The sequence below is a fragment of the Candidatus Dependentiae bacterium genome (genome assembly GCA_018266175.1).
In the GTDB taxonomy this organism is placed as follows: domain Bacteria; phylum Babelota; class Babeliae; order Babelales; family RVW-14; genus JAFEAY01.
Genome location: JAFEAY010000016.1, coordinates 31,311 through 55,572, shown reverse-complemented (window position 1 = coordinate 55,572; position 24,262 = coordinate 31,311). Strand labels below are relative to the sequence as shown.

At 38.9% G+C, this 24,262-nt stretch carries 21 protein-coding genes; 8 read left to right on the top strand and 13 right to left on the bottom strand.

Annotated features, from left to right (window positions below):
* Window positions 1-68: 68 nt before the first annotated feature.
* The 4 genes from JST56_03670 to JST56_03655 all read right to left on the bottom strand — a co-directional run bounded on the left by JST56_03670 (window position 69) and on the right by JST56_03655 (window position 2,292).
* A complete protein-coding gene (locus tag JST56_03670) occupies window positions 69-245 on the bottom strand; it encodes a hypothetical protein (GenBank protein ID MBS1988068.1) in 177 nt (58 codons plus the stop codon).
* Between the two features lie 134 nt (window positions 246-379).
* Window positions 380-943 (bottom strand): hypothetical protein, encoded by a 564-nt coding sequence (locus JST56_03665; GenBank protein ID MBS1988067.1) that lies wholly within the window; start codon window positions 941-943, stop codon window positions 380-382.
* Between the two features lie 31 nt (window positions 944-974).
* Entirely contained in the window at window positions 975-1,631 is a 657-nt protein-coding gene (locus JST56_03660; protein ID MBS1988066.1) for a hypothetical protein, read from the bottom strand.
* Window positions 1,603-2,292, bottom strand: coding sequence for a ribonuclease HII (locus tag JST56_03655; GenBank protein MBS1988065.1), 690 nt, complete (start codon window positions 2,290-2,292; stop codon window positions 1,603-1,605). The genes JST56_03660 and JST56_03655 overlap by 29 nt, the downstream gene beginning before the upstream one ends.
* Before the next feature lie 251 nt (window positions 2,293-2,543).
* Here JST56_03655 and JST56_03650 point away from each other — a divergent pair, with 251 nt between their 5' ends.
* Window positions 2,544-3,215, top strand: coding sequence for a helix-turn-helix domain-containing protein (locus tag JST56_03650; GenBank protein ID MBS1988064.1), 672 nt, complete (start codon window positions 2,544-2,546; stop codon window positions 3,213-3,215).
* Between the two features lie 57 nt (window positions 3,216-3,272).
* Here the strand turns inward: JST56_03650 and JST56_03645 are convergent, their stop codons facing one another.
* Window positions 3,273-3,917: a LysE family transporter gene (locus JST56_03645; GenBank protein MBS1988063.1), complete on the bottom strand. Its 645-nt coding sequence runs from the start codon at window positions 3,915-3,917 to the stop codon at window positions 3,273-3,275.
* A 150-nt stretch (window positions 3,918-4,067) separates the two neighbouring features.
* Here JST56_03645 and JST56_03640 point away from each other — a divergent pair, with 150 nt between their 5' ends.
* The 4 genes from JST56_03640 (at window position 4,068) to JST56_03625 (ending at window position 8,398) form a co-directional block, all read left to right on the top strand.
* Window positions 4,068-5,414: a phosphoglucosamine mutase gene (locus JST56_03640; GenBank protein ID MBS1988062.1), complete on the top strand. Its 1,347-nt coding sequence runs from the start codon at window positions 4,068-4,070 to the stop codon at window positions 5,412-5,414.
* A 20-nt stretch (window positions 5,415-5,434) separates the two neighbouring features.
* A complete protein-coding gene (locus JST56_03635) occupies window positions 5,435-6,118 on the top strand; it encodes a DUF502 domain-containing protein (protein ID MBS1988061.1) in 684 nt (227 codons plus the stop codon).
* Between the two features lie 12 nt (window positions 6,119-6,130).
* Entirely contained in the window at window positions 6,131-7,177 is a 1,047-nt protein-coding gene (locus tag JST56_03630; GenBank protein ID MBS1988060.1) for an LptF/LptG family permease, read from the top strand.
* A gap of 183 nt (window positions 7,178-7,360) precedes the next feature.
* Entirely contained in the window at window positions 7,361-8,398 is a 1,038-nt protein-coding gene (locus JST56_03625) for a hypothetical protein (GenBank protein ID MBS1988059.1), read from the top strand.
* Between the two features lie 73 nt (window positions 8,399-8,471).
* Here the strand turns inward: JST56_03625 and JST56_03620 are convergent, their stop codons facing one another.
* From JST56_03620 to JST56_03600, 5 genes are all read right to left on the bottom strand, one after another.
* Window positions 8,472-9,212 (bottom strand): TlyA family RNA methyltransferase, encoded by a 741-nt coding sequence (locus JST56_03620; GenBank protein ID MBS1988058.1) that lies wholly within the window; start codon window positions 9,210-9,212, stop codon window positions 8,472-8,474.
* 134 nt (window positions 9,213-9,346) lie between these two features.
* Complete coding sequence (locus JST56_03615) at window positions 9,347-11,458, bottom strand: hypothetical protein (GenBank protein ID MBS1988057.1); 2,112 nt, start codon at window positions 11,456-11,458, stop codon at window positions 9,347-9,349.
* Between the two features lie 152 nt (window positions 11,459-11,610).
* Window positions 11,611-13,275 carry a trypsin-like peptidase domain-containing protein gene (locus JST56_03610; protein MBS1988056.1) on the bottom strand — a complete coding sequence of 555 codons (1,665 nt, stop codon included), beginning with the start codon at window positions 13,273-13,275 and terminating at the stop codon, window positions 11,611-11,613.
* 95 nt (window positions 13,276-13,370) lie between these two features.
* A complete protein-coding gene (gene pssA / locus JST56_03605; GenBank protein MBS1988055.1) occupies window positions 13,371-14,135 on the bottom strand; it encodes a CDP-diacylglycerol--serine O-phosphatidyltransferase in 765 nt (254 codons plus the stop codon).
* A 43-nt stretch (window positions 14,136-14,178) separates the two neighbouring features.
* The gene (locus JST56_03600; protein MBS1988054.1) at window positions 14,179-14,703 is read right to left on the bottom strand and encodes a nucleotide exchange factor GrpE; all 525 of its coding nucleotides are present in this window, start codon (window positions 14,701-14,703) and stop codon (window positions 14,179-14,181) included.
* Between the two features lie 292 nt (window positions 14,704-14,995).
* On the opposite strand from JST56_03600, the gene JST56_03595 reads away from it, so the two are divergent.
* The 3 genes from JST56_03595 (at window position 14,996) to JST56_03585 (ending at window position 20,027) form a co-directional block, all read left to right on the top strand.
* Entirely contained in the window at window positions 14,996-16,858 is a 1,863-nt protein-coding gene (locus JST56_03595; GenBank protein MBS1988053.1) for a hypothetical protein, read from the top strand.
* Between the two features lie 82 nt (window positions 16,859-16,940).
* A complete protein-coding gene (locus tag JST56_03590) occupies window positions 16,941-18,788 on the top strand; it encodes a cell envelope integrity protein TolA (GenBank protein MBS1988052.1) in 1,848 nt (615 codons plus the stop codon).
* Between the two features lie 12 nt (window positions 18,789-18,800).
* Window positions 18,801-20,027: a hypothetical protein gene (locus JST56_03585; GenBank protein MBS1988051.1), complete on the top strand. Its 1,227-nt coding sequence runs from the start codon at window positions 18,801-18,803 to the stop codon at window positions 20,025-20,027.
* A 45-nt stretch (window positions 20,028-20,072) separates the two neighbouring features.
* On the opposite strand, the gene JST56_03580 is transcribed toward JST56_03585, so the two are convergent.
* The 3 genes from JST56_03580 to JST56_03570 are packed head-to-tail and all read right to left on the bottom strand — an operon-like array spanning window position 20,073 to window position 24,260.
* On the bottom strand, window positions 20,073-20,873 hold the full coding sequence (locus JST56_03580) for a class I SAM-dependent methyltransferase (GenBank protein MBS1988050.1): 801 nt from the start codon (window positions 20,871-20,873) through the stop codon (window positions 20,073-20,075).
* Window positions 20,866-22,083 (bottom strand): glycosyltransferase family 4 protein, encoded by a 1,218-nt coding sequence (locus tag JST56_03575; protein MBS1988049.1) that lies wholly within the window; start codon window positions 22,081-22,083, stop codon window positions 20,866-20,868. Before JST56_03575 ends, JST56_03580 begins: the two co-directional genes overlap by 8 nt.
* 17 nt (window positions 22,084-22,100) lie before the next feature.
* Complete coding sequence (locus JST56_03570) at window positions 22,101-24,260, bottom strand: PD40 domain-containing protein (GenBank protein ID MBS1988048.1); 2,160 nt, start codon at window positions 24,258-24,260, stop codon at window positions 22,101-22,103.
* Window positions 24,261-24,262: the final 2 nt, after the last annotated feature.

Below are 24,262 nucleotides of genomic sequence, written 5' to 3'. Positions count from 1 at the left end.
ATGGCGGGGAAGGTGCCCTTTGGGCTGTTGATTTGTGTTGGATTTAAAGCTGATAGTTATACTATATTTTAATGAATAGGAGGGCAGAACTCTTCTTCATAGTTTTCACTATCATCTTCAATTTCGTTTTCATCATAAAAGATAAACGAAATATTATAGCTTGGTGTGTAAATTGGTTCATACATGAAATCGTATGAACAATGCAAGGAGGATTGTTCAACCTTATGCGCGCTGTCTGTTGTCATGTCGGTTACCTTTTGTCCAGATGTCAGTTGCTGTTATTCTAGATTTTTCATTAGAAATATAGCGCGCATAATAGTTTTATCAATCAAAATTTTTAAATATTTTAAATATATTCAGTTTGAATTACCCAGGGGTTTTATGGTAATTCTCGATGGAGAACAATTTTAATTGATGGAGAGCCGTTTTCGTCGATGACTAGGTTCATGCAAGGGCTTATTTGGCCCAAGATAGCTATAGCCGTTACTTGTGTTGCGACGATTTTTTGTGACCATATGGCTGATGATGAAGCGTGCTTACCATAGACTATATTGAATGTTGCGTCTTGATATCGATTTTTATCTCTCAAAAAGCGCTTAGTTGTTACTTTAAGGTATGTTGGGACGATTGTTGGGATTTCTTGAAAAGGCGTTTTTTCGGTAAATTCATCTAAAGATTGGGGAATTTCCATATTTACCTTGAGTGAAGAACCTGATTCAATTATTAATGGGATATCAACTAATTCATAACGTTCTTCGGTACTATCAAATACTTCGATAGGTGAGTTTTTAAATTCGTCACCATTATGCGACATCAGTGTGACTGTAATGGGATTTTCAGATTTATTTTTTATATACGTAATATTTGCCCGGCAATTTAATGTCAAAAGCGTGAATGAAATGACTACTGTGTAAAAAAAATTTACTGTTGTGGCATAGTTCATGATTTCCTCCTTGGCTTATAATAGATTGAGATTAGATGAGTTGTTCGATACGTTGCAAGAATAGTTTCATACGTCGATAGTCATTTGCGGTGAGCAGTGAGTACATTTCACAAAGTGATTCAAAGTGTTCTTGAGAAAAAAGCTTTTGATCGGTGAGTTGATGGATAATAGCAAGTAAGAGTTCATCGATATTGGGTATCTGGTGAGCAAACGCAAAAAGCAAATGTAAATAATCAGCTTTTCCAAAAAAAATCCTGATGACATCGGGGGAGCTTTGAGCAACAAAGCTATGGATTTTACAGGGTTTTGGGGCTAACTGGTACGTTATGCTCTGGAGATTTTGGTTTTCAAAATAACCTAATATTTGAACTTTAAAGGTTGTTCGCAAAAATTCAAATATTTGTGGCTGCTCAGCTAAGAGTTCAAGCTCAGTTTTTTGGTAAGGAAATGGCGAGCGTAGTGGATCCATCGATCCTGTTTCAACATGAGTAACACAACCGATGATTGTTGTTTGATTATTGGTTACCTGAATTAACGAGCCAAAATTTGGAAAATGGTCCCACTTCCAGCTTTGAGCAACAAAGTGGTCCAGCGTACTTGCAATGATTTCAGCAAAACTTTTTTCTTCGATTACAGGAGTGATTAATGGTGATGAGGTATCAGAAAAGTGATTGTTGATGATTGTCATCGGACTCCTTTTTCCCAAAGTTAGAAAGAAAAGAAATACGGTGCAGGAGTGATGGGCCATGCTGTTCAAGGGCCTGGATGTGAACCTTGGTGGCGTATCCTTTATGTTTACCAAAAGAGTAGGCCGGAAATAAACAATCTATTTTTTCCAATAATCGGTCTCGTGTAACTTTTGCAATAATCGATGCTGCAGCAATTGAATGCGAAATAGATTCACCATAATTAAAATGATGAACTTCAAGATCAGTGTGTGTATACGATTTTTCAATGACAAGCGGCATAGCATCAACAACAACATATTTTAATTGCTTAAAAGCAAAAGGGAGTTTTTCAATTAAAGAGATATATGCTTTTTTCATGGTTCGAAGTGTTGTTTGATAAATGTTATGTTGATCAACTGTTTTATGACAAGCAATTGCAATTGAATAGGTGCAGTGTTTTGTTATCCATTTATAAGCAAGTTCGCGCTCATCGTGGCTCATAAGCTTTGAATCTTTAAGTAAGTGATATGATTTATTCAAAGGTATAATTACCGCTGCAACAACAACTGGTCCTGCAAGGCATCCACGTCCAACCTCATCAATTCCACAAACATACAATTGATCGTTCCATGCTTTTTTTTCAAAGTAATTGAGCGGAAATGAAATATTTTTTCTTTTCATTGTGTCATCATCTGCAATGAGTTGAGCTTGGGTTAATAGTCAAATTACGCCGTATCTTAACATGATTCTTTGTGGCCGTACATGGGAAATAGTTCTTTAAAAAATGGGTATAAGAATTTGTCATAATGAAAGATTTTTTTTATAGATACATCTAGCATTTTTTTGTAGCTTTTCAATTTGGCATAGTCTATATTAGTGACGACACATGTGCTTGTTATGTGAAAGCAGAAAGTTTGGGAAGGAGTTTTTTTATGTCATCAACAGAATTGCGTGTAAAAGAATTGCTCAGAGAACGTGGTTGGACAACCAAGGTCCTTGCTGAAAAGACAGGAATGTCTGAAAGCTATCTGACGCATATCAAGAATGGAACTCGTCGTTGGAATGAAGACGCGCTTAAAAAGCTTGCAAATGCATTTGGAACACATCCAGTGGATCTTTTTGCTCAGCGTAGAAGCCGTACCGATAACGTTGATAATTCAGTTAAAATGCCTGAAAATGCGGTTGTTGATCTTCAGTTGAAAATTGTACCGGTTATGGGTGACATTCCGTCGAATCCTTCGCCATACAACAATCAATTGATGCAAGTAACAACAGGATACAAAGATATTTTTGTTCCTGTTTTTAACAGCACCGATGAATCAATGTTTTGCTTTTGTGTAGAAAACAACAGCATGGCTCCAAATTTTGTTAAAGGCGATTACTTAATTGTATCTCCTGAAACATGGACTCGCTCAGGTGATGTTGCAGCTGTTGAATATGGAAACGACAATCCAATCAAAGCAATCATGCAAATTACCTATATGGAAGATTTTATTGTTCTTGAATCGGTAAATCACAAGACCCCACCGGTTGCGTTGATTCGAGGAAAAGACAACTTCCGTGTTATTGGTAAAGTAACGCATCGTTACCAACGACTTGGTTAGTTCTAAAAATTTCTCAATAAAAAATGCGCTGAGTTCAAAAAGTTCGGCGCATTTTTTTTATCTAAAAAGATGAAAAGCTGCTCTTACGACATCGCTGAAAAAATAAATACCAATTCCGATAAAAATAACACCGGTTATGTAAGAAACTTTTAGAAGATAGGCAATGCTCAATGACTTGCCAAGCTTACTTGCAACAAAAGCGATAGCAGTTAAAGCGGTAAGCGATCCAAGACCAACCGTTAAACTTGCAGCGATAATTTGGTTAAAGGGCAAGCGAATTTGTCCCGCAGGAAGTAGTTGTACGCTGACGATTAAAAAAAAGATGATTGCCAGTGGGTTGATAACGGTTAATAAGAATGATCTGATGACTGTGCCAAGATATGGTTCATTTCCACCCAATCGTTCGTGAATGTAAGTTGGTGTGCTGTGAAGCATTTTTGTTCCCATAATAACCAATGCAACGCCGCCGATAAGATCAAGCAGAAGAACCATATTCTTTGAGCCTTCAAGAATACTCAATAGTCCAACTAATCCGAGAAAAAAAAGAAGCATGTCGCCAAGAGCAGCTCCCAGCGCAGTTGCAAGTCCACGACCAAAACCTTTGAGCGCGCCTCGATTAAACGTTAAAATGAAAATAGGTCCAACCCCAGCAACTGCAGATATACCAAGTGCAAAACATTTGAGTAAAAATAACATTTTCATATTCATTCTCCACAACATCTGGGCTAGGCATGCTCAGGCTTAGGGTTGATATTTTTGTATTATTTTACCATACCGGGTAAAATAATAGAAAGACTTTAGAGCTGGCATTTTTTTATTAGTCCACAATGGACATGCAACGATAGGGATTTTGTGAAAGATACCATTTCATTTGGTACTGATGGCATTCGAGGCCGAGCCGATTTATACCCATTTACACCTCAGGCGCTTTTTTATTTGGGCTGTGCTTTTGCATATTGGGCTCAGGAGCAGTATCAAATATCCTCACCAAAGCTTTTAATATGTGGTGACACTCGTATTTCTTTCGACCGCATTAAAAATGATCTGATTACTGGTCTATCAAAATTTCCAGTTACCATCATTGATGCAGGTGTTCTTCCAACTCCGGCACTGTGTCAACTTATGATGCATGATAAAAGTATTGATGCCGGGCTTGTCATTTCTGCTTCACATAATCCATATGTTGATAATGGTATTAAATTTTTTGGCAAAGACAATTGCAAGCTTAACGCTCAAGAAGAAGCGCGTATTGTTGCTCTTTATGAGCATTTTTCAAAAAATAGTGAACAGCTTGTGCCGCATGACAAGGCTCAAATTTATCGATGGCAAACGGCCGCTAGTACCTACCAAGATTTGGTAGGGGCTCATTTTACTGAAAATTTTTTAGAAGGTCTTACCGTAGTTCTCGATTGTTCGAATGGTGCGACATCAGCAGTAGCCCCAGCTATTTTTAAAGCGCTTAAAGCTCGTGTTATTACTCTTAACGATCAGCCCAACGGTTTTAATATTAATGATCGTTGCGGAGCACTTTACCCAGAAAATCTTGCTTATGAAGTGGTCCGTTGGGGTGCTGATATCGGTTTTGCTTTTGATGGGGATGGAGACCGCGTTATTGCAGTAAACAAATATGGCCAAATTAAAGATGGTGATGATATTTTGTATCAGTTGCTCGCGTTGCCTGAATATGCACAGGAGCGTGCAGTTGTTGGCACTGTCATGACGAACCAAGCGCTTGAGTGCGCACTAGAAGCACAAAATAGGGATCTTGTGCGTGCTGCTGTTGGCGATAAGTATGTTTTTGCAAGCTTGGAGCAGGAGCAGCTCTTGTTAGGTGGTGAAAACTCTGGGCACATTATCCTGAAAAATTATCTGCCAACATGTGATGCAATTTTTACCGCACTGATGGTACTTATGAGTTTGATGCATCAAAAAAATTGGGACTTTATAACGTTTGAAAAATTCCCCCAGGTTCTTATTAATGTTCCCGTTGCTCAGAAAAAAGATTTGGCTGTAGATCCTTTCCAAAATATTATTCAGGAGTATGAACAACTTCTAGAGCATGGTAGAGTGCTGGTGCGTTATTCAGGGACTGAAAATTTACTCCGTGTTATGACTGAGGCGCCAAATCATGACTATGCACGACATATTGCGCAGGTACTTGCAGCACGGTTGCAGCAGGCGTTAAATCTTGATATTTAATTAAAATTATTGGGAGATATATGATGAACGAAAAAGAACAAAGTTTTACGAACAGAATTACACAAGCATTTCAGACGCTTTTTTTAAGTGGTCTTTTTACCATAATTCCCTTAGCGGCCACTGTATTTTTTATTGGATTTGCGTATAACTTTTTAGTAAGAATTTTGCAGCCATTGCACCAGATTGAGCCTCAATTTCTCAAGCAAATTCCCGGATCACAGTTCATTATTGTAACGATAATTATTTTGTTTATTGGGGTTGTCCTTAAAGTTTTTATTGTTAACAGTATTGTTCATTATTTTGAATCGCTCATTATTCGCATTCCGCTTATTCGTATTATTTATTCAGCGGTAAAAACATTGGTGGATTTTTTCAAGCTTTCCGAAAGCGATTATTCAGGAAAAAAAGTTGTTTTGATTCCCTATCCACAAAAAGGACAATATCATCTTGCATTTTTACTTGAATCAGCAGAATTTACCTATCAACAACTTCTTCCTGAAACTGAGCGCGGAAAGCCTGGAGAAAAGTATTATAAGGTTTTTATGCCCAACTCTCCAAATCCTTCAAGCGGATATTTCTTTATTATGTCAGAATATGATATCACGCATACCGACATTTCATTTGAAGAGGCGATTAAGGCTATTGTTTCTTGCGGCTTAGTGACTCCAAAATCTTTGCTCGATCGAGCAAAAAAATTAACATAGCGCTTACTCTTTATGGTTTTTATCCGGTATTTTTTTAAACGCTATTGTTATTATGTTGGTACGATAACTCTTTTACTTACAGCTCTGTTGACGCTTATTGAGCTTTTTGAAAAGCTTATGCGTGTATCGCATGCATCGTTTGCGCATATTGGAATGTTCTTAGGGCTTAATGCCCTTCCAGTGCTTGTTGATAACTGTGCGGTGGGGTGTTGGCTTGCAACAGGGTTATTACTCAGAGAGTTTTATGTGCATCATGAGTGGGAACTCATGATGATGCTTAATATCAACAACAAAGAGCTCATTCGGTTATTTGTGCTGGCAGGATGCTTGTTTGCAGGCGTTGTTATGGTGAGTAAAGAATTGTTTGTTTGTAAGCTTGCGTTCAAAGCTGAGCAATTTAAAGTAAAGCATTTTAAACAAAAAGCACCACAGTTACTTGTTCATCGCTGGATTCAATTAAGTGATAGTCGCTTTTGTCATATTGGTATGCTTGATATGGGTACTAACAGTGGGCAAAACATAACAGTGCTTACCATGTCTCCAGATTTCTCAATTGAGCAGGCGCTTATAGGTTCAAATTTTTCAGTTGATCTTGAGGCAAATCAGCTCTCTATTGAACAGGGAAGTAGCTTTGACGCAATGGCGCATCAGTGTCTACCAATTAGTCAAAAGGTTATGACTTTCCCTGAATTATTTTCGCAGCTTTCACTTGAAGATCAAGTGCCAACAGCTCTTAATTTGTATCCAATTATTGTGCATGCCTATAAACAGCTGCCAAATTCCGTTGTTAATAAGCTTTTGTATCAGTTGCTTAAAATAATAACATCATATTTTTACGTTCTTTTGTATTCGTTGATAACAATACTATTATTTACGGTTTGGTATGGGCATAACAGATTGCGCTGGATTGCATTATGTGCAGCTTATCCACTGTTTTTGACGAGCCAAGCACTCCTTGATTTTTTGGTTGCGTATGGTTGTTCTGCTTGGATTGCACTTGCTCCAATTGCCCTGGTTGCGCTCTTTGCTATTCTGGCGGGCAAATATTTAATTAAATAACACCTCTTATATTCTGTCTGAATAAATTAATAAAAGAATGATCCCATCGGCTTTATTGCTAGCATGAGGTAGCGACTATTTTCTTGAAAAAAGTGCTCATTATTATACAATGGCCATACGAGTAAAAAATGTGTGTGCTTCGGGCATGCCAGTCGGTTTAGGTGTTTTTATGGTGGAGTTACCATGATGTTGAGAAAATTTATTGCAAGTGGCGTTCTTGCTCTTGCATGTGCTACAGCAGTAAATCTGCATGCAGATTTTGTAAGTCCAGAAGCTGAATTAGTTGAAAAAAAAGCTGGGTTTACAAGCTTTCCGTTAACTATTGCAGAACCGTTTGTAGTTTTTAAATCGGTTGGCGCAAAATATCCGTACATGCTTCGTTTTGATCCCGCAGAAAATACCTTTACATCGGTTATGTGTGGTACTGAAATCGACGGCAGTCCTCGTCTTGCAAAAACAGCTCAAGATTTAGAGGCACTTATTCCTGTCAGAAGAACAGTTAAAGCGCTTGATGCGGGTATTCAAATTGATCGTAAATACGATGGCTTTAGAGAGTCTTACATTGGTTGCATGATTGCAGGTGCTTTGACCTTAACCGGTATCTTGCCTCAAGAAACATATCCTGGAACATTTCTTGTTGATGAAATGACCGATGGTGTTGCAATGAAGTGGGTTCTTCGCAATGCTGAAGAATTTAAGTCGGTACGACAATACCTTGAAAATAAGATTGCTGAAAAAGGTTTGACCTTTGCTAAAAAGCCAAGCTTGCTCATTGATATTCGTAAGGGCGGAGCAAATTTGGATGCAAGTGACTATGCATTTTTGAATGCTTACTTTACCTTGGTTTCTCCAACCGATGAATCAACAATGGAATTCTATAACAAAGCAACTGCTATCATGACCGACATTACAACCTGTGGTGTTGATTTTGGTAATGCAGCTGAAGGTTTTGGGATTAAGTTTATGCGTCTGATTGAAAAAGATTGCAGCGATTTTAAACTTCCAGAGTGGTCTGCAAGCATTCTTGAGTCAGGCGTGAAAACTGCATGCGCAACGGTGACTACTCTTATCATTTGTAAGTTGTTTATGGATTATGTTGGTAATCCTCTTCAGAAAAAAGCTGATAAGATTGTTAATAATGCTGGTATAAATGCCGGTTTATGGAGCGCTACAGCGGATCCAGCTCCAATGAGAGTTGTAATTGTTAATCCAGCTAACTAAGCTTTAAACTAAGTAATTTAAAAAGCCCCTCGATTTTAGGTCGAGGGGCTTTTGATTTGTTCAGATAATTTTCTTATTGTTTTGAAACAAAGTATCCAAGAAATTCTTTATTCCCTGATGTTGCACCAACAATAGGTGACTCAATAACGTGGACCAAGGTAAATCCAAATTCTTCCATGCCAGTCTTGATTTGCTGAATAATGCGTTGGTGAATGGCATCTTCTTTAATAACTCCACCACGGCTTACTTCGTGTCGCTCAGCTTCAAATTGAGGCTTGATGAGTGCAACAATTCTACCATCCGGTTTAAGTAAGTTTTTTATAGCAGGGATTACTTTAAGGAGTGAGATAAATGACAAATCAAGCGTTGCTAAGTCAACCTGCTCCGGAAGTCGTTCAAGAAGTCGCAGATTGGTTTTTTCAAGCAAAACAACGCGTGGGTCGGTACGAATCTTTTCGTGCACTTGGCCATAGCCAACATCAACGCCATACACTCGCTTGGCGCCTTGCTGCAAAAGGCAATCGGTAAAGCCGCCTGTGGAAATACCTGCGTCAACAACCGTGAGGCCAGTTACGTCAACGCCAAACTGCTTGAGCGCCTCTTCAAGTTTAAACCCAGCTCGGCTGACAAACTTAGGGTCTTGTATGGTCAACTCAACAACATTTTCAGCGGTGATTTGTGTTCCAGATTTAGTCATTGCTTTGCCGTCAACCAATACTTTGCCTTGTATAATAAAGCCTTGTACTTGGTTACGGGTTAGGTGAGGGTGTTCGCGTAATACGCGAGCGTCAAGACGTTCTTTTGGGTTTTTCATAATAAATATATCGTTCTTGTGTGCTGTTATTGAGTTCATTCTTTGCGATACAACAACCAGTGAAAGTATTGTTTAGGAATTTTACCAAACCGAGCAGTAAATAACTAATTTTTCTGAAAACTAATTCGTAAGCATCAGCTTGGAAAAATCTTATAAAGTGCTTTATAAATCGGTTCAAGACAGTCTTTATCTTTTTTATCAGTCATGATTTTCTCAAGTCTTTCTTGCATAGAATTTTCTTTGAGTGCTTTTATGAAAGCGTTTATATTTTTGTGCTGTTTTTCTAGGTTAGCGTCGCCGTCAAGTGAACGATTGAGAATTGATTTAAGGTAGGAAAATACACCAAGCCATTCTTCTTGATTAATTGAATGAAGTGTAATATGAGCATCTTGCTCTTTTGTATTATCCTCCTTGATGTAATAACTATTAACTTTAATTTGTTCAGTGAAGAGCTGACTGATTTGAGTGGCCTTATTCTTAAGAATAATCTCACTGGTTTTTTCGTTAAGAATGTCCTTGAAACGAGTATTTATGTCATTTGATTTTGTAAAATCTCCAACACCAGAAAGGACTGTGCCAATAGCTACAATGCGGCGTAGTTTTTTAAATTCATTATCTAATCGATCTTGTTCTTTAGGATTTATTATGTACTTACGTATAATTTTTGCTTTTTCTATTTCTTTTTCTATTGGAAGTTTTATCACTTCAACGAGGTCTCGAGGAATGAGTCCTACGCTGTAACAAGAATGGCGAGAGAGATGAAGCTTTATCGCATAACGAAGATCATTGTCTGTTACAGCAGAGGGATGATCATTCGTTGCTGTTATTTGTGACCATTGAAATTCATTTTTGTTGTCGTTGTACGGTAAATTTTTTGTATTGGCATCTATTACTGGATCAGAAGCGAGTGGTATTTCTCGCTTTTTTCCGTAAATAATATTCCGAGGGTGACCGTCTCTTAGTAGGATTTCTCCTTTATCAGCAAATTCTTTTTTTTGAGTTTGTATGAGCAATTTACTTTCAACCATTTTTTCATTGTCGACAAAAAGGTTTATTATTTCACCAAAAGCCTGTTCGAATCCGATATGAAATGAAACTTTTTTGGGAATTTCAACATTTTTATCCCAGTTAAAAAGATGTGCCAATTTATTGATGAGGAAGTAATTGTGATTAAGCGTTATGTGCATTGTCTCATAGATAAGATAGCATAGTGGATACTTTAAGGAATTACTCTGAAGCGATTTTCTGATATCAGGATGGATATCATTACATTCAAGTAGTCTTCCTAATAAACAATGGCACCAGACAAAATTTTTTGAGCTGGATGGATAGTCCGAGTCGGGGTCTCTTTCTGCATGAAAGTACATATCATCCAGAGATTGTATGGTAAGTTCGGCTGCATTATTTAATACAAGATTTTCGGCTGAACTAGACAGGTTTTGAGTAATAAATTTTTTTAAAAAATTAGTATAAACCCAAAGCTCATCGTTTGCAGAAGCCATGCGGTTTGGGTCATGCTGATTAATGTATGCAAGGCATGCATCAAGAACATACTTTTCAAAACAAGCTCGACCAATGGTATCTAATGCTATTGGAAGGTGATTGAATAAATTTATTCCGCGGGCTCTTTGTTTCTGAGCTAGGATAACGTTGTTTGTTGCTCTATCTTTGAGCTCAGCTATTTTCATAAAATAATTTGTATCCATTAGCTGTTTGTTTAATTTCTTGAGCATCTCAGGTGTTGCGGTTTTTTTGAGTTCTTCGAATTTTTTTTCAGATTCAAGAACGCCCAATAAATTGAGTTCGTCATGAAGACGAGACTCTTCAAATTCTTCATCAGAAATGTGAATTTTGTAGTGCTCTGGATATTTAATCCAGGCTTGGCATTTATTATCCAAAACCGCTGTGCTTAAATATTTTTGTTTAAAGTACTGATAAAATTTTTCAAAAACACTTGTGTTGGGAAAATTTTGCCTAATATTTTCTGGAAAAGGAAGATCAAGGTCGTCTTCAGGGATCTCTAGGTAGTCAATTTTATCGTATACAATTTTTTTTACTTCCTCAGGTTGGTCAACTTGCTTCCCAGATAGCGTACTTTTTAATTTGTTGAGGTTATCTCTTAGCGTTGTGAGTCGGTTCCTTAAGTCTTGCAGGCTATTATGTAGCTTGTTCAAAGACATTTCTAGGGATCCTGTAGCAGTATTAACATTGAGTAGAAATAAGGTTAAAAAAAATAATTTATTCATAGGTCTCATCAAATTTTATAAAAAAACCCAATTTGAACAAGAGCAAGAGGGTATTTGGGTTTTTCTATCGTGTTATATGTTTTTTACTCGTAAAAAACATATAACACGATATGTTGAGCATAATGAAGAAAATGTTTGTTTTGATATCGTTTTTATGCACTCAGTGTGGCTGTTCCGGTGCTTGATAAATCTGCAAGTCTTCGAACCAAGTTCGATTTTCTGAAGAAATATTGAGAACAGAGTGAGTCTTCATCTTTGATAATTTTATCAAGAGCAAGAACGCCATACAGCTTATCTTCGGTACGAATGGTGAGGTAGTTGTTATCAGCACTCTTAAGAGCCGCTTTTCTAAATTCATCAAGTGTTTTTACCTTTTCACCATTGATTGCTTCAATAATTTCTCCTGGTCGCAGTACACGTGCTTTATCGGCCTGAGAGTTTTGTTGAATATAGGTAATGACCAGTGATGGTTCATGCTGCGCTTCAACACGTCCAAAACGAACTAAATCTGGGCAGCGCTGAATCATTCTGCCGATATGATTGAGGGTCAATTGCATCACAACCATACCACCGATAACCTCATAATCGACCGCTTCAGGTTCAAATTCTGGATAGATAGATCTGACTGAGGGCAAGTACTTGTGCTCGAGCTTGAAGGTAAATTCTTTACGTTCACCTTTGCGATAAATCAAGAAATTGATGGTATCGCCGATAGTAAGTCGATTGAGGTATTCAAAAAGAGAAACTTTATCTTCGCTCCAGTCAACATTCATTTCACCATAAATATCAACGCGGTTATCATTGACCGCATAAAGCATATCATCTTCTTTAATGCCTACCGCTTCAAGCAAGGTGTCTTCAAATACTTTAGCAATGTACCAGCCGCCACTTCCGGGGTTGCCCAAAAAGCTGACCATCTCAGGAGTTGCAACGGTAAAAATACAGCCCAGTGTTGGTTTGCGCAGCAATGGAACTTTATACAAATCTTGCAGAGCGCTTTTTACTTCGTTAATCGGGATAATATACCCAACATTTTGAGCTTCCATAACGCCACAATTATTGATGCCGATTACTTTTCCAACCGAGTTGAGCGCTGGGCCGCCAGAGTTTCCTGGGTTGAGCGCTGCGGTAATTTGAATATAACCAAAGTAGCCAAGTCGTTCGCGTCCGCTCACAATACCAAGTGTGCTTTTTACGCGAGCTTGTCCTAGTGGATAACCCAATGCGAGTACCTCTTGAGAGCGTAAAATATTGTCAGAATCATCAAGTTCTAAATAGGGGATTGGATTAATGCGTTGTGAAATTTTTGCACGTGCTGCATCGGTAAGCTTAAGTAATGCTATATCTCGATCAGGGCTTACTCCAACAATGCTGGCATCAAAGCGCTCCATGCCAAATGATGGAATCTGAATTTGTACACATGCAGCTTGAGCAACAACATGGTAGTTAGTGACAATGTCACCTTCTTCATTAATGAAAAAACCACTTCCTGCACTTTTGCTTTGTTCAGGAGTTTTATAGGGTTCAAGCCAGTTAAATTCAGAGATGTTTGCAAAAACTTGGACAACGGTATCCTTAACCTTTTGCTGAACTTCTAACCAGTTTGATGGGCTTTTTGATGATTTCGTTTCGGCAATTTTTTTTGATTGTTTCTTTTTACTCTTGAGTGACTTTGTTTTGCTGTGGGCCATTTCGAGCAGCTCAACGGCACCAGAAATAGCAAGATATTTTTGGTAGAGCTTATAGCCGAAAATACCACCACCAAGAACAATCCCCCCAATCAGGAGTACCAGTGCAATTTTTATTCCTGCCTTCATTGATTACCTTCCTTCTACTTTTGTATTAAAGCTTTGTGATAAAAAGTACTGTCTAGAAATTCTACCAAACATTCAGTTAAATGACCAAGCCAAGCTCAGCGTTTAGTTATCAGTGCAAATGTAAAAGCATATGCAAAATAGGCGACGAAAATAGCGAGTAAAACTTTGGTAAAACCCATAATGATGGTGAACGCAAGCAGAGAGAGCGCACCCAGCGCATAGACGTTACGTGTAACTTTTTTAAATGCGGGAAATGGAACCTTGCTGATCATAAGCACTGAAAGACTCAGAACGAGCGCTCCAAGTACGGTGCTTAAAAATGCGCTAAAAACAATGTATTGGCTGTTGATGAGCATTGTTGCCAAAAAACATCCGGCAATAGTTGAAGGAAGTCCAATAAAGGTGTGGGATTGCTGTACATGGCTCAGGTTAAACCGAGCAAGTCGTAGAAGTCCCGCTAGGAGGAAGATCGAGCAGATAACCAACCCAAAAAAACCAATCTTTTTGAGCTGCCAAAAATAGATTAAAAGGGCCGGCGCGCAGCAAAATGAGATAGCATCGCACAGTGAATCAAGCTGCATCCCAAAATCACTTGCTTGGCCAAGAAAGCGAGCAACGCGTCCATCGAGTGCGTCCATAAGTGCACCGAGCAAAATAAGATAGCCCGCTGCTACTAAATGGTCATGAGCGGCAAAAATAATCGAGCAAAAACCAAAAAAAGCATTTCCCAGTGTAAAAAGGTGAGGAACCAGATGAATCTTATTCCTCAGCCTTAATTTGGGCAATTTAAAACGGCGACCTTTTTTATACCAGCGTACGCGCGGAAGAGAGGATTCTTGTATAAGCTTTGAATCAGCCATGATTTTCCTTGCCGTAATGATCCTGGAAAAGTCGAAGTTTTTTTTATTTTGCCACAGTTACCTGTGTGTGCCGAAGAACTTTGCCTTTAAAGAGGTATCCTTTACGGAGTACGTCGACAATTTGTCCTTCTTGCTTGTTATCAACTTGAACGCTGACAAGAGCTTCGTGGAGCTCGGGATCAAATGTTCCTGAAGCATCAATCAGCTCAACTCCAAGGTCGGCGAGCAATTTTTGTGCATTCTTTTGAATAAGAATGAAGCCTTCTACCCAAGGGTTTTGTTCTGTTGATACATTGTTTTGAGTATGAGCAAGTGCACGTTCAAGATCGTCAATAATCGGAAGAACTTTTTGCAAAATTGAACTTTGTGCTGTTTGCATCCATTCAAGTCGCTCTTTTTCTACCCGGCGTTTGTAGTTAGCAAAATCTGCAGAAGCTCGCAAGAACTGTGCTCTATAGTCGTTTGCGGTTTCTTCAATGCTATTTTCATTGGTGAATGGTGCATCAGTTTGAGACTCTGGTTGGCCATGAGTTGTTGATTTATTGTCTGTTTCGTCATGAATATTCATAAGTATTTCCCTTTCGCTACTTGAGTAATGCTCTCTAGGTTAGCATAAAAACCGATTGTCAAAAAGGGTAATGTGCTTGGAGGGGTCTGTTATCACATCTAGAGGTTTTGAAACTAAAACTTAAAAAAATTGCTCTTGAGTTTAAAAAACAAAAATAAGCTTGGGCTATATGTTTTTAGGTTTTGTTGTAAAACCATTGATATCATTTCTAATAGTAAATTAAAGTAAGTTAGAAGTGTTTATATTTTTTAATACAAACTTGATCATATCATAAAGAAAATGGGGAGAAAACATGAAGGAGAATCGACTTATTTGGGGAACGTTTAGTGTAGCACTTTTATTTTTTGGATTAGGGACCTTCTTTTTTAAAGCATCGCTTGAGGCACGAGTTCAAGAGGCTAAGCAATCAATTTATAAACCAAAAAAGCCTTCTGCTCAGAAGAAGAAAATGACTCAAATCGAGGCACACTTAAGCCTTCCGAGTGTGAAAAAAAAAATTAAAGCAGCATTTTTTCAAGATATAGTAAAAAAGAATTTTGGTATTGATGATTTACCAGAAATGGTTCAGCAAATGAATGCTCGAGCCCATGAGCATTGGGACACCCACTATGATTTTTACCATGCTCAAACTCCATCACTACGTATAAATCAAGATGCCTACAAGGCATTTTATGAATTTTTTGCTCTCAAGGCAAAAATAAAGAATTTTACTTTCCTCCGTTGCCAAGACCCTGTTTTTAGCGACATTGATACTGCCGAAAATTTTATAAAAAAACAATTTGCAGAAAAAGGCATTATTGACGACAACAAGGTAAATTTTTTTCTTTTATCAGCTAATTTATCACCATTTGGAAACACAGGTATTCCTGGAGAGTCGACATATAACTTTTATGCAACAGGTACAGGTATCATGGACCCTGCACGACAAGCAGGTTTTTTAGCGGGTATTTTTAAAACTTTTGGACTTGACGAAAAGTTTATACCACGGCTTCAGGAGCTTGGGGCTTCAATTGACACGCCAACTGGAAGTTTTTTTCAGATTTTTATTCCTAAGGGTATGGCTGATAAAATAGGTTATTTATCGTGGAGGCTTGGTATTCCGCTCAATGAAGAAAAACTTCAGGAGATTTTCGGCAAAGCGGGAATATTTACACGGTATGCCGATTTGCAGCAAAAAGTTGATGAAATTCAAGCAGCTTCTGCTCGAGGTGAGAAAATTTATAGTGACGCCCTCAATGACATGCTTAAGTCAATGACTACAGGCAAGTATAGGTTATCAACTTTTCTTGATTCATATCGAACCAATCCAACAAAAGTTATGAATTATGTTCAAGCTCGATTAGTTTTTACCAATAATGAGCTTCTTAATCCTGATTCTGGAATTATTATCTACCGATATGAAGATGTTCTTGCTGGGAAAATGCAGGAGTATCGAGAAAAACTAGCTCGACTTATTGATGAAATTTTAATTGATTGGTTAGATCGAAATTCAAATTCTGCAAGCTCAAAGCTATCCAGCGAAGAGCTTGGTAGAGCTCGAAACCTGATGAGCCTTATGAAGCAAGGGAGAGAGTTTACCGGACAAACAGAGGCCCCATCTGGAGCTGATACCTTGGCACATATTAAAGCATTGCAAGAACTCAAGGAGCGGCAGGCATCAGTTGATCAAGAAGCTCAAGCAAAAGCAAAATCTGAAGTTTCTAAGCTTGAACAGAACCTTGAAGCAAAGCGCAAGGCTCAGCTTAAAGAGCTCTGGGAGCAAGAGAAAGCGGCTCAAGCTGCAGAGGCTGCTCAAGCTAAGGCTCTTGAAGCGCTTGAAATTCAGCGTATAGCTCAGGCTGGGAAATCTGAAGTAGAATCATTATCCCAAGAATCGATGAGTTTGAAAGCTACGTTGAAACAGGTGATGGGAATGACAATAGAAGATGCTCGTTCAGGTGCGATTAATAATCTATTAGCGCCACATCAAACTTTTATTGCACAATCTTCTGATGTTGATATGAAAAATATAATGAGTTCGCTCAATCAATCAGTACTTAAAAAAGTATTGGTGCAGGTGAGTGATCCAACATCAACTTTCAATAGATACAAAAACCTTTATAAAGCTATTGGTATTTCAAATACACTTAAACTGATCGATGAGCGAAATAAATAGAAAAAACGTTAATACTTGAGGGGTAACGGGCTGGAGTATTCTAGCCCGATTGCTCTACAAATATAAAGTGGGGGGGGGAGCTATGAGGGGAATTTTACGATTATCAGGGATCTTAAGCTTTATTGTTTGTTCTTTTGGATTGGTTACTTTGATAGGCGTTAAATCTCTTAAAGCGCAAGTTATAAAAAAACAAACCAAGCAAGAATCAAAAAAAACAACTCAAAAACCTAAAAAAAAAATGACTCAAATAGAGGCTCACTTTGCCATTCCTAATAGAAGGGGAACGCTTCTAGATAAAGTAAAAGAACAGTTTCAAGTTGATGATAAAAATGAGCTTGTTCAAGATCTCATAAAACAAGAGCGTGCACACCAAAATTATTATACTTTTTATCATTCTTGTGACCCTCGGTTTCGCTTAGTTCAAGATCTTTATAAAAAGTTTTATGAGTTTTTTGCATTAAAAGCAAACATTAAAAATTTTGTATTCTTTCGATGGAATGACCCAATATTTGATACCTACAGTACTGCCGATGAATTTTTAAAAAAAGAAATTGAAGCGCGCGGATTGATTGATGATAATATTTCGGATGTGAAGACTTTTATCATGTCGGTTAATCTTTCACCTTTTGGTGGTATTGGTATTGGAGGCGAAACAACGTGGAATTATTTTGTTACCGGGTTATCTCATTTCGATCCATTGGCAAAAATTTTACCCGGTTTTTTTGAAAAAGCAGGTTTGAACAAAAGGTTTATTGATGAGTTGCGAGAAATTTATGAAATTATTGCAACGCCAGAAGGGACGCTGTATCAAATTTTTATTCCAAAAAATATGGCTGATAAAATAGCATATCTTTCTTGGCGGCACGGTATTCCAAATGATCCAGACAATCCTGAATTTATTGTGGAAATGTTTGGAAGTATCTACGGTGGAAAAATGGATGAAATACGTGCTTACCTTGAAAGAGTACAAGATGCGCATATGAGAGGTGAGCAAACGTTTAGGGCTCAAATAGATCTTCTTTTTAAAGCAGTAAACGATGGGCGTTTTAAAGTTTCAACTTTTTTGGAGCGATTCAAAGTTCTTCCTGATCAATTTAAAGAACCAAACATGGTGCAGGCACGCTTGCTTTTTACCAATGATATGTTGCTGAATCCTGATTCGGGTATTCTTGTATATCGATATACTACTGTTCCTGAAGAGAAAATGCGTGATTATGAAATACGTCTTTCCAAGGTTGTTGATCAAATCTTAGTTGATTGGCTTGACCGTAACTCCAATCCAGAAACAACAACGCTGTCAGGTGATGAATTAAGTAGGGTGAAAAATTTACTCGTACTTATGAAGCAAGGACGTGATTTTACAAGCCAAGAGCAAGTGCCCACTGGGGCTGATGTACTTGGGCATATTAAAACATTGCAGGAGCTTAAAGAGCGTCAAGCGTCGACTGATAAAAATCAAGCGCAAGATAAGATTGCAAAATTGGAGCAAGAGCTAGAGGCAAAGCGCAAAGCTCATCTTAAAGATTTGTGGGAGCAGGAAAAAGCGGCTCAAGGTGCAGAAGTTGCTCAGGTTAAGGCTCTTGAGGCGCTTGAAATTCAGCGTGCAGCTCGAGCTGAAAAACCTGTTTTGAATTATACATCATTTGAAGCAATTAATTTTAAAAATGCATTAATGCAGATTTCTATAATGAATAGAGAAGATGCTCGTTCAGGTGCTGTGAATAGTCTATTGACACCTCATCAAGCATTTATGAATAAGTGTTCTGATGAAGATCTAAAAACGATTATTGGTTCACTTGATCAAGTAATGCTTAAAAAGCAATTAGTCCAGGTGAGTGATCCAACTACAACATTCAATAAATATAAGAAACTTTATAACGCCGTTGGTATTAAAACTTCTTATCAATTGATAACTGAACGAAACAAATAAAAAAGAGAGAGTATGATGAAGAATAAATTTATTTCGGGAATCATAGCGATTTCGATCCTGCTTGTTGCTAATCTTGAATGTCGAGTTCAAGAGAGTCCAATAAGTATTGATGAGGAACTAGGTGTTCTTAAAGATGCTTTGCCAGGTGAATCTAAGCAATCTGTAATTGAAAAAGAAGATCAAAAAGCAGGGCTTAGTGCTCTTGAAGCGCTTGAGCTTCAGCGTCAAATCAGAGAAGAAAAAATTCGTAAAGGCCAAGAGCTTTCTTCTGAAGATGAGCCTCAAATTAAGCCGAGCAAAATTTCTGATCAACGGAAAAAAGAGTTGCTTAATACTTTGGAATTTCAAAAAGAGCAAAAAACTGCTCCTGGGAAATTAAGCCCCAAACTTGATGCTCTCAAAGCAAAGCTCGAGGAGCGTTACGGTGGAAAAAAAGTTGACCCAGTTTCTGAAAAATTAAAAGATTCAGAAGGAACTCCAGGAAAGTTGAGCGCTGATCGCAAGAAAGCACTAGAAGATTTTTTTGCGAAAAAACAAGCGGCTTCTTCAGGTTCCTCGGCTACAGCTCAAGAAGAGGTTCCAGGTAAGCTTGGTGATGATCGCAAGGCAGCACTAGAAGCTTTTTTTGGGAAAAAACAGGGAGCCAATGCAACTGCAACAGAAAAACATGATCAACCGGTAGAACCGTTTGCAATGCCATCACCATTGTCAGGTACGCCACCTCCACCGCCTCCAGCGCCACCGTTGCCTGGTAGCAAGATTCCGGTACCTCCACCGCTTCCTGGAAGCAAAGTAACGATACCTGTGCCACCACCGCTTCCTCCTGCAAAGCAGTCGTCATCGATACCAACGCCTCCGCCTTTACCACCAGCTTATACGCCCAAACCGGCAGTTGCGGTAACAAAGCCTGTTGTAGTGACAACACCAAAACCGACAGTAAATCTTACATCTCTTGAAGCAATCGACTTTCAAAATGCATTGGCGCATGTTGTTGTTATGAATCGAGAAGATGCTCGGTCTGGAGCTGTGAACAGTGTGTTGACACCTCATCAAGCATTTATGAATAACTGTTCTGATGCAGATATAAAAACGCTTATTGGTTCACTTGATAAAACAATGCTTAAAAAGCAATTGGTACAAGTTAATGATCCAACTGCAACATTTAATAAATACAAAAAACTTTATAACGCCGTTGGCATTAAAACCTCGTATCAGTTGATAACTGAACGTAATAAATAAAGTATAAAAGTTATACGAATTTATAAGGGCTGGAAATTTCAGCCCTTATTTTTTTTGTAATTCAAGAGTCATAAACCATCCCACACGACGCCAGCCAAAAAGGCATGCTGCAACGTATGCAAAAAATTGAACAAAGCGTCCTTTGTAGTAGAGCAGATCATGCGCTGAAACTTGAGCGTTCAGTGAGACAGTTTTTACAGGATGCGCAGCAATCATCTTTTTTGCTTCAGCAAACGTGTAAGCTTTAGTTCCTGGGCTTTCTTGATGATCAAACAAGACCGATTTAAAACTTTTGAACGGCTTGCCCTTGAAAAGTGCGCATGCAAGATAGCGATAAAAAGCAAAGAGTGAGTAGCGGTTATAAATCATAATCTTAATTGTGCCGCCTGGTTTGGTAACGCGCACAATTTCAGCCAAACACTTTTCTGTGTCGGGTGAGTGGTGAATGACGCCCCATGAGTAAACCAGATCAAATGAGTTATCAGCGTATGGCAGTTGTTCAGCATCAGCTACTTGTAGATCTGTTGCTTGCAGATTATAAACAGCTAAGCGTTGTTTAACATTTTCAATTGCTTCAGCGGTCAAATCAATGCCATGCGCCTGTGTGCCAGCGCGGACCCATTGCAAAAAGTCACTTCCTGCACCAACCCCAACCTCCAGCATTTTTTTACCATGAAATCGGGTGAACTGTGCAAAGGAGAAAATTTCAGGTTCTATGCGATACCTGAATTCTTCGATTGCCTGAAAGTATTCGGGTGAGAACTTTTGCTTATTAATAAATTCTGTTCCACAGCTTGCTTGATTCCAGTAGTTTTTAACGGAATCTTTGAGTGTTTGCTTATTCATGCGACTCCTTGGTCAAGAGCTCAGTATAAATTTTTTCTATCTTTTGTACCTGCTCAGGCAGGCTAAATTTTTCTCTACAAAAAGCATACGCAGCATTACCCATTCTCTGTGCTAAGAGCTTGTCAGTCAACAATAAGCACAACTTTTCTGCCCATAATTGATGATTATTAATAGCAACTAAAAAACCTGTTTTATCATCAATAACGAGCTCATCAAGCGGTGCAAGGGCTGATACTACGACCGGTCTCTTCATAAATCCGGCCTCGATAATTGGTCGTGCAAAGTGGCCAACGGTTGCAGGAAATACTATAACATTGCTTGCAGTCATTGCTGCAGGAATGTTGCGAATGGAGCCGAGTTGAATGACTGATGAACCAAGCTCCTCAAGTAGCACATGAATCTGATGAGCATAATTGCTTGCCGGATAAATTCGATGGATTAATTGTTTCCAACTGAGTGCTTGCTTGTGCAGGTAGCCTGCGAGCAACAGTTTTGCATTTGGAATTTTTATAAGAACTTTTTGAAAAATTTTTAAAATTTCAAGCGTTCCTTTTTCTTTGGAAAGGCCACCAACAAAAAGAATTTTGGGGTCATCTTTTGGCACTCCGTGCGATGCGAAAAACGATGTTACATCAGATTTTTCATTAAAATATTTTTCGTGTACGGCGTTGTAGACAACGTGTGTTTTTTTGTTATGAGCCCATGGCGTTGCATCGTGCTTACAAATAGGCACAATTGCGTCAGCGTAGCGCTTAACGGTTTGTTGTACAATTTTTTTGCGAATGCCAAAATACCCAGAAGCAAGCGGCTCACGAATGTGCCAGACAAGTGGGATATTTTTTTTCCGCGCAGTAATGCCCCAGCCCAGTAATGAACTGGTGTTCAGGTGTACAAGATCCGGCTTGATATGAGCAAGTATTTTTGGTGCGATAAACAACATTGTTTTAATGGTGTCTTTAATTGCTCGTGCAAGGTGATGCGCGTGTCGCCACCCAAACCACCAAATTTTAGTATGTGCAAAGTCGTAGACGTTGACCGGTCCAACTGTTTGGATGCCCCGTTCTTTAAAAAGTTCAATCACTTCAGAGTGATGCAAAAACAAAACAATTGGCGTATACTTGGTTGTATCAAGCGATTCAACCAAGTATAGGAGACTGAGCGGCGCACCGCCCAGTCCTTTTCCATGATGTATGAATAATATTTTTTTCATGCTCTATTCTAAAAAATTTACACCGAGTCGTCATTGACAATGCCGTTAATTGTTACGTGCGCAGCGCCCAGCACTTCGGCATTCAAATTACTTGAGCTACCCAAAGCACTGTTGCCAAAAATAATCGAGCGGGAATAAGATTGAGGAAACGATTCCTGAGAAAAACCTACGCTGTACAATTGCAATTCATTTCCACTTGTTGGGCTATATGCACTGAGCGAAAGCGTTTTGCCATTAGGTGCCCATCGTACTGTTGGTGTGTATGAAGCAATCGAAACCGTTGTTATAGCATTAAGAGTTGTTGTGCTTGAAAAGTCAAATAGTTCAGTTCCTGTGCTTTGTCCAGTAACAGCAAGAGTCTTTCCGTCCGGTGACCAATCAATCCATGTTATTTGAATTCCATATGGTTGGCCTGCTGTTAATTTCAATGTATTTCCTGTAAAAGAGCACACTCTCAATTGGTTTGGTACTGGACCACCACCAAGGTCTCCGCCAAATGCTAGGGATTTTCCGTCAGGTGACCATGCAAGTGCATAAACATTGAAGGCTGAACTTGAGCCATAAGAGCTACTTGTTAATGCCGTAAGCGTAGATCCATTAAAACTATACAAACGAAGTTGATCGGTATTTGCAAAACCACCCACGGCAGTGGGTGACCCACCACCAATTGCAAGTGTCTTACCATCGGGTGACCAGGCGACTCTAAGCGTTTGACTTCCTGGGCCGTATGGCTGGCTGGTTAGTGCAGTGAGTGACGTTCCATTAAAGCTATACAGCCGAATAGAGTCTGTTGAAGGAAATCCACCAACAGCTGCTTGAATTCGTCCAACAAGAGCAATTGTTTTTCCATCAGGATTCCATGAAAGATCATAAATTTGCCCAGCTCCTGCAGTGCCGTATGGTTGGCTGGTAACAGCCGTAAGTGTTGACCCGTTAAAACTGTAAATTCGTAGCTCATCAGTATTTGCAAAGCCCCCAACGGTATCTGCAAGTGTTCCCCCAACAGCAAGAAATCGTCCATCTGGAGTCCATGCAAGTGCTTGCACTTGGTTATTAAAATTGGTTCCATAGTCTTGGCTGGTTAGAGCTGTTAGGATTGCTCCATCAAATGAAAAAAGTCGTAGTTCGTTGTGATTTGCAAAGCCTGGAGTGCTGAGAACTCTTTGTCCTCCAATGGCGAGCACATTTCCGTTTGGATGCCATGCGGAAATATTTAAACCTCCAGATGTTGTTGTGTAATCGGCGTCATCAAGTAAGGTTAAAGTTGCAGGCATTGAACCATTTCCTGGATTGCTCTCTAAAACAATTTTGTTATCAAGAATTAAATTGCCTTTGGTTAATCGCATACCAGAACTTGTTGTCTTCAGTGTGCAACCATTTAAATAGAGTGTTGATGTTTTGTCTTGAAGTTTGAACAGATGATCTGCAGTGCTCGTTGGAGCAAATGAAAACGTTGTTCCTTTATCAAACTTTACAACTCCAGAGCGTGTAATGAAACTTGCTTCAGGGGAATTATAAATGAATGTAGAGCTTCCGGTAAAAATAACTTCGTTGTGGAAGTAAAGTTGTCCTTGCGCTAATGCCATATCATTTGCCATGGCGAGTTCAACGTTATCAAGCGCAAGCTTGCCACGGTTACCGCTAATTCTGAGGCAGGGGTTATTCACGTTGTTTTTGGTGTTGCATACAACCAAGTTTCGTAGCGTAAGCGTTACATTGTTATCAACAAAAATTTGCGCATAATCGTTTAATAAGAGTGTATTCCCGTTACCGTCAATAATCGTATCATCTGAAATGTGGATAATTTTTGAAGCGGGGATTGAGAGTGTGTCGTTTAGAATCAACGCTCGGCTACGTCCTTTGATGTAACCACCACTGGACCATGTTACACCTGCATCAAGATTTAGATCTTTGAGCAGTTGAAGAACTCCTGTTTCACGCAAATCAATACTGCCAGAAACGGAAACAACCGTATCAAGTGTTGCGGTGGCACCAGGCTTGACGGTAAAGCCGCCGTTCATGCGGACATACCCGAGTGCGCTTTCTCCGTTTGAAAAAACATGATGTTGATTTTTATAGACGACGGCTGCTGTGCCGTTTAGGTTCGAGCCATCTGCATGCTTAAAAAAAAGAGCACTCAATAAGAAGAGTGCTCTGATAGATTGATATAATCTCATAC

Coding starts and splice junctions, on each gene's coding strand:
- JST56_03670 (MBS1988068.1), bottom strand. CDS start 245: ATGACAACAGACAGCGCGCATAAGGTTGAACAATCCTCCTTGCATTGT.
- JST56_03665 (MBS1988067.1), bottom strand. CDS start 943: ATGAACTATGCCACAACAGTAAATTTTTTTTACACAGTAGTCATTTCA.
- JST56_03660 (MBS1988066.1), bottom strand. CDS start 1,631: ATGACAATCATCAACAATCACTTTTCTGATACCTCATCACCATTAATC.
- JST56_03655 (MBS1988065.1), bottom strand. CDS start 2,292: ATGAAAAGAAAAAATATTTCATTTCCGCTCAATTACTTTGAAAAAAAA.
- JST56_03650 (MBS1988064.1), top strand. CDS start 2,544: ATGTCATCAACAGAATTGCGTGTAAAAGAATTGCTCAGAGAACGTGGT.
- JST56_03645 (MBS1988063.1), bottom strand. CDS start 3,917: ATGAAAATGTTATTTTTACTCAAATGTTTTGCACTTGGTATATCTGCA.
- JST56_03635 (MBS1988061.1), top strand. CDS start 5,435: ATGATGAACGAAAAAGAACAAAGTTTTACGAACAGAATTACACAAGCA.
- JST56_03630 (MBS1988060.1), top strand. CDS start 6,131: ATGGTTTTTATCCGGTATTTTTTTAAACGCTATTGTTATTATGTTGGT.
- JST56_03625 (MBS1988059.1), top strand. CDS start 7,361: ATGATGTTGAGAAAATTTATTGCAAGTGGCGTTCTTGCTCTTGCATGT.
- JST56_03620 (MBS1988058.1), bottom strand. CDS start 9,212: ATGAAAAACCCAAAAGAACGTCTTGACGCTCGCGTATTACGCGAACAC.
- JST56_03615 (MBS1988057.1), bottom strand. CDS start 11,458: ATGAATAAATTATTTTTTTTAACCTTATTTCTACTCAATGTTAATACT.
- JST56_03610 (MBS1988056.1), bottom strand. CDS start 13,275: ATGAAGGCAGGAATAAAAATTGCACTGGTACTCCTGATTGGGGGGATT.
- pssA (MBS1988055.1), bottom strand. CDS start 14,135: ATGGCTGATTCAAAGCTTATACAAGAATCCTCTCTTCCGCGCGTACGC.
- JST56_03600 (MBS1988054.1), bottom strand. CDS start 14,703: ATGAATATTCATGACGAAACAGACAATAAATCAACAACTCATGGCCAA.
- JST56_03595 (MBS1988053.1), top strand. CDS start 14,996: ATGAAGGAGAATCGACTTATTTGGGGAACGTTTAGTGTAGCACTTTTA.
- JST56_03590 (MBS1988052.1), top strand. CDS start 16,941: ATGAGGGGAATTTTACGATTATCAGGGATCTTAAGCTTTATTGTTTGT.
- JST56_03585 (MBS1988051.1), top strand. CDS start 18,801: ATGATGAAGAATAAATTTATTTCGGGAATCATAGCGATTTCGATCCTG.
- JST56_03580 (MBS1988050.1), bottom strand. CDS start 20,873: ATGAATAAGCAAACACTCAAAGATTCCGTTAAAAACTACTGGAATCAA.
- JST56_03575 (MBS1988049.1), bottom strand. CDS start 22,083: ATGAAAAAAATATTATTCATACATCATGGAAAAGGACTGGGCGGTGCG.
- JST56_03570 (MBS1988048.1), bottom strand. CDS start 24,260: ATGAGATTATATCAATCTATCAGAGCACTCTTCTTATTGAGTGCTCTT.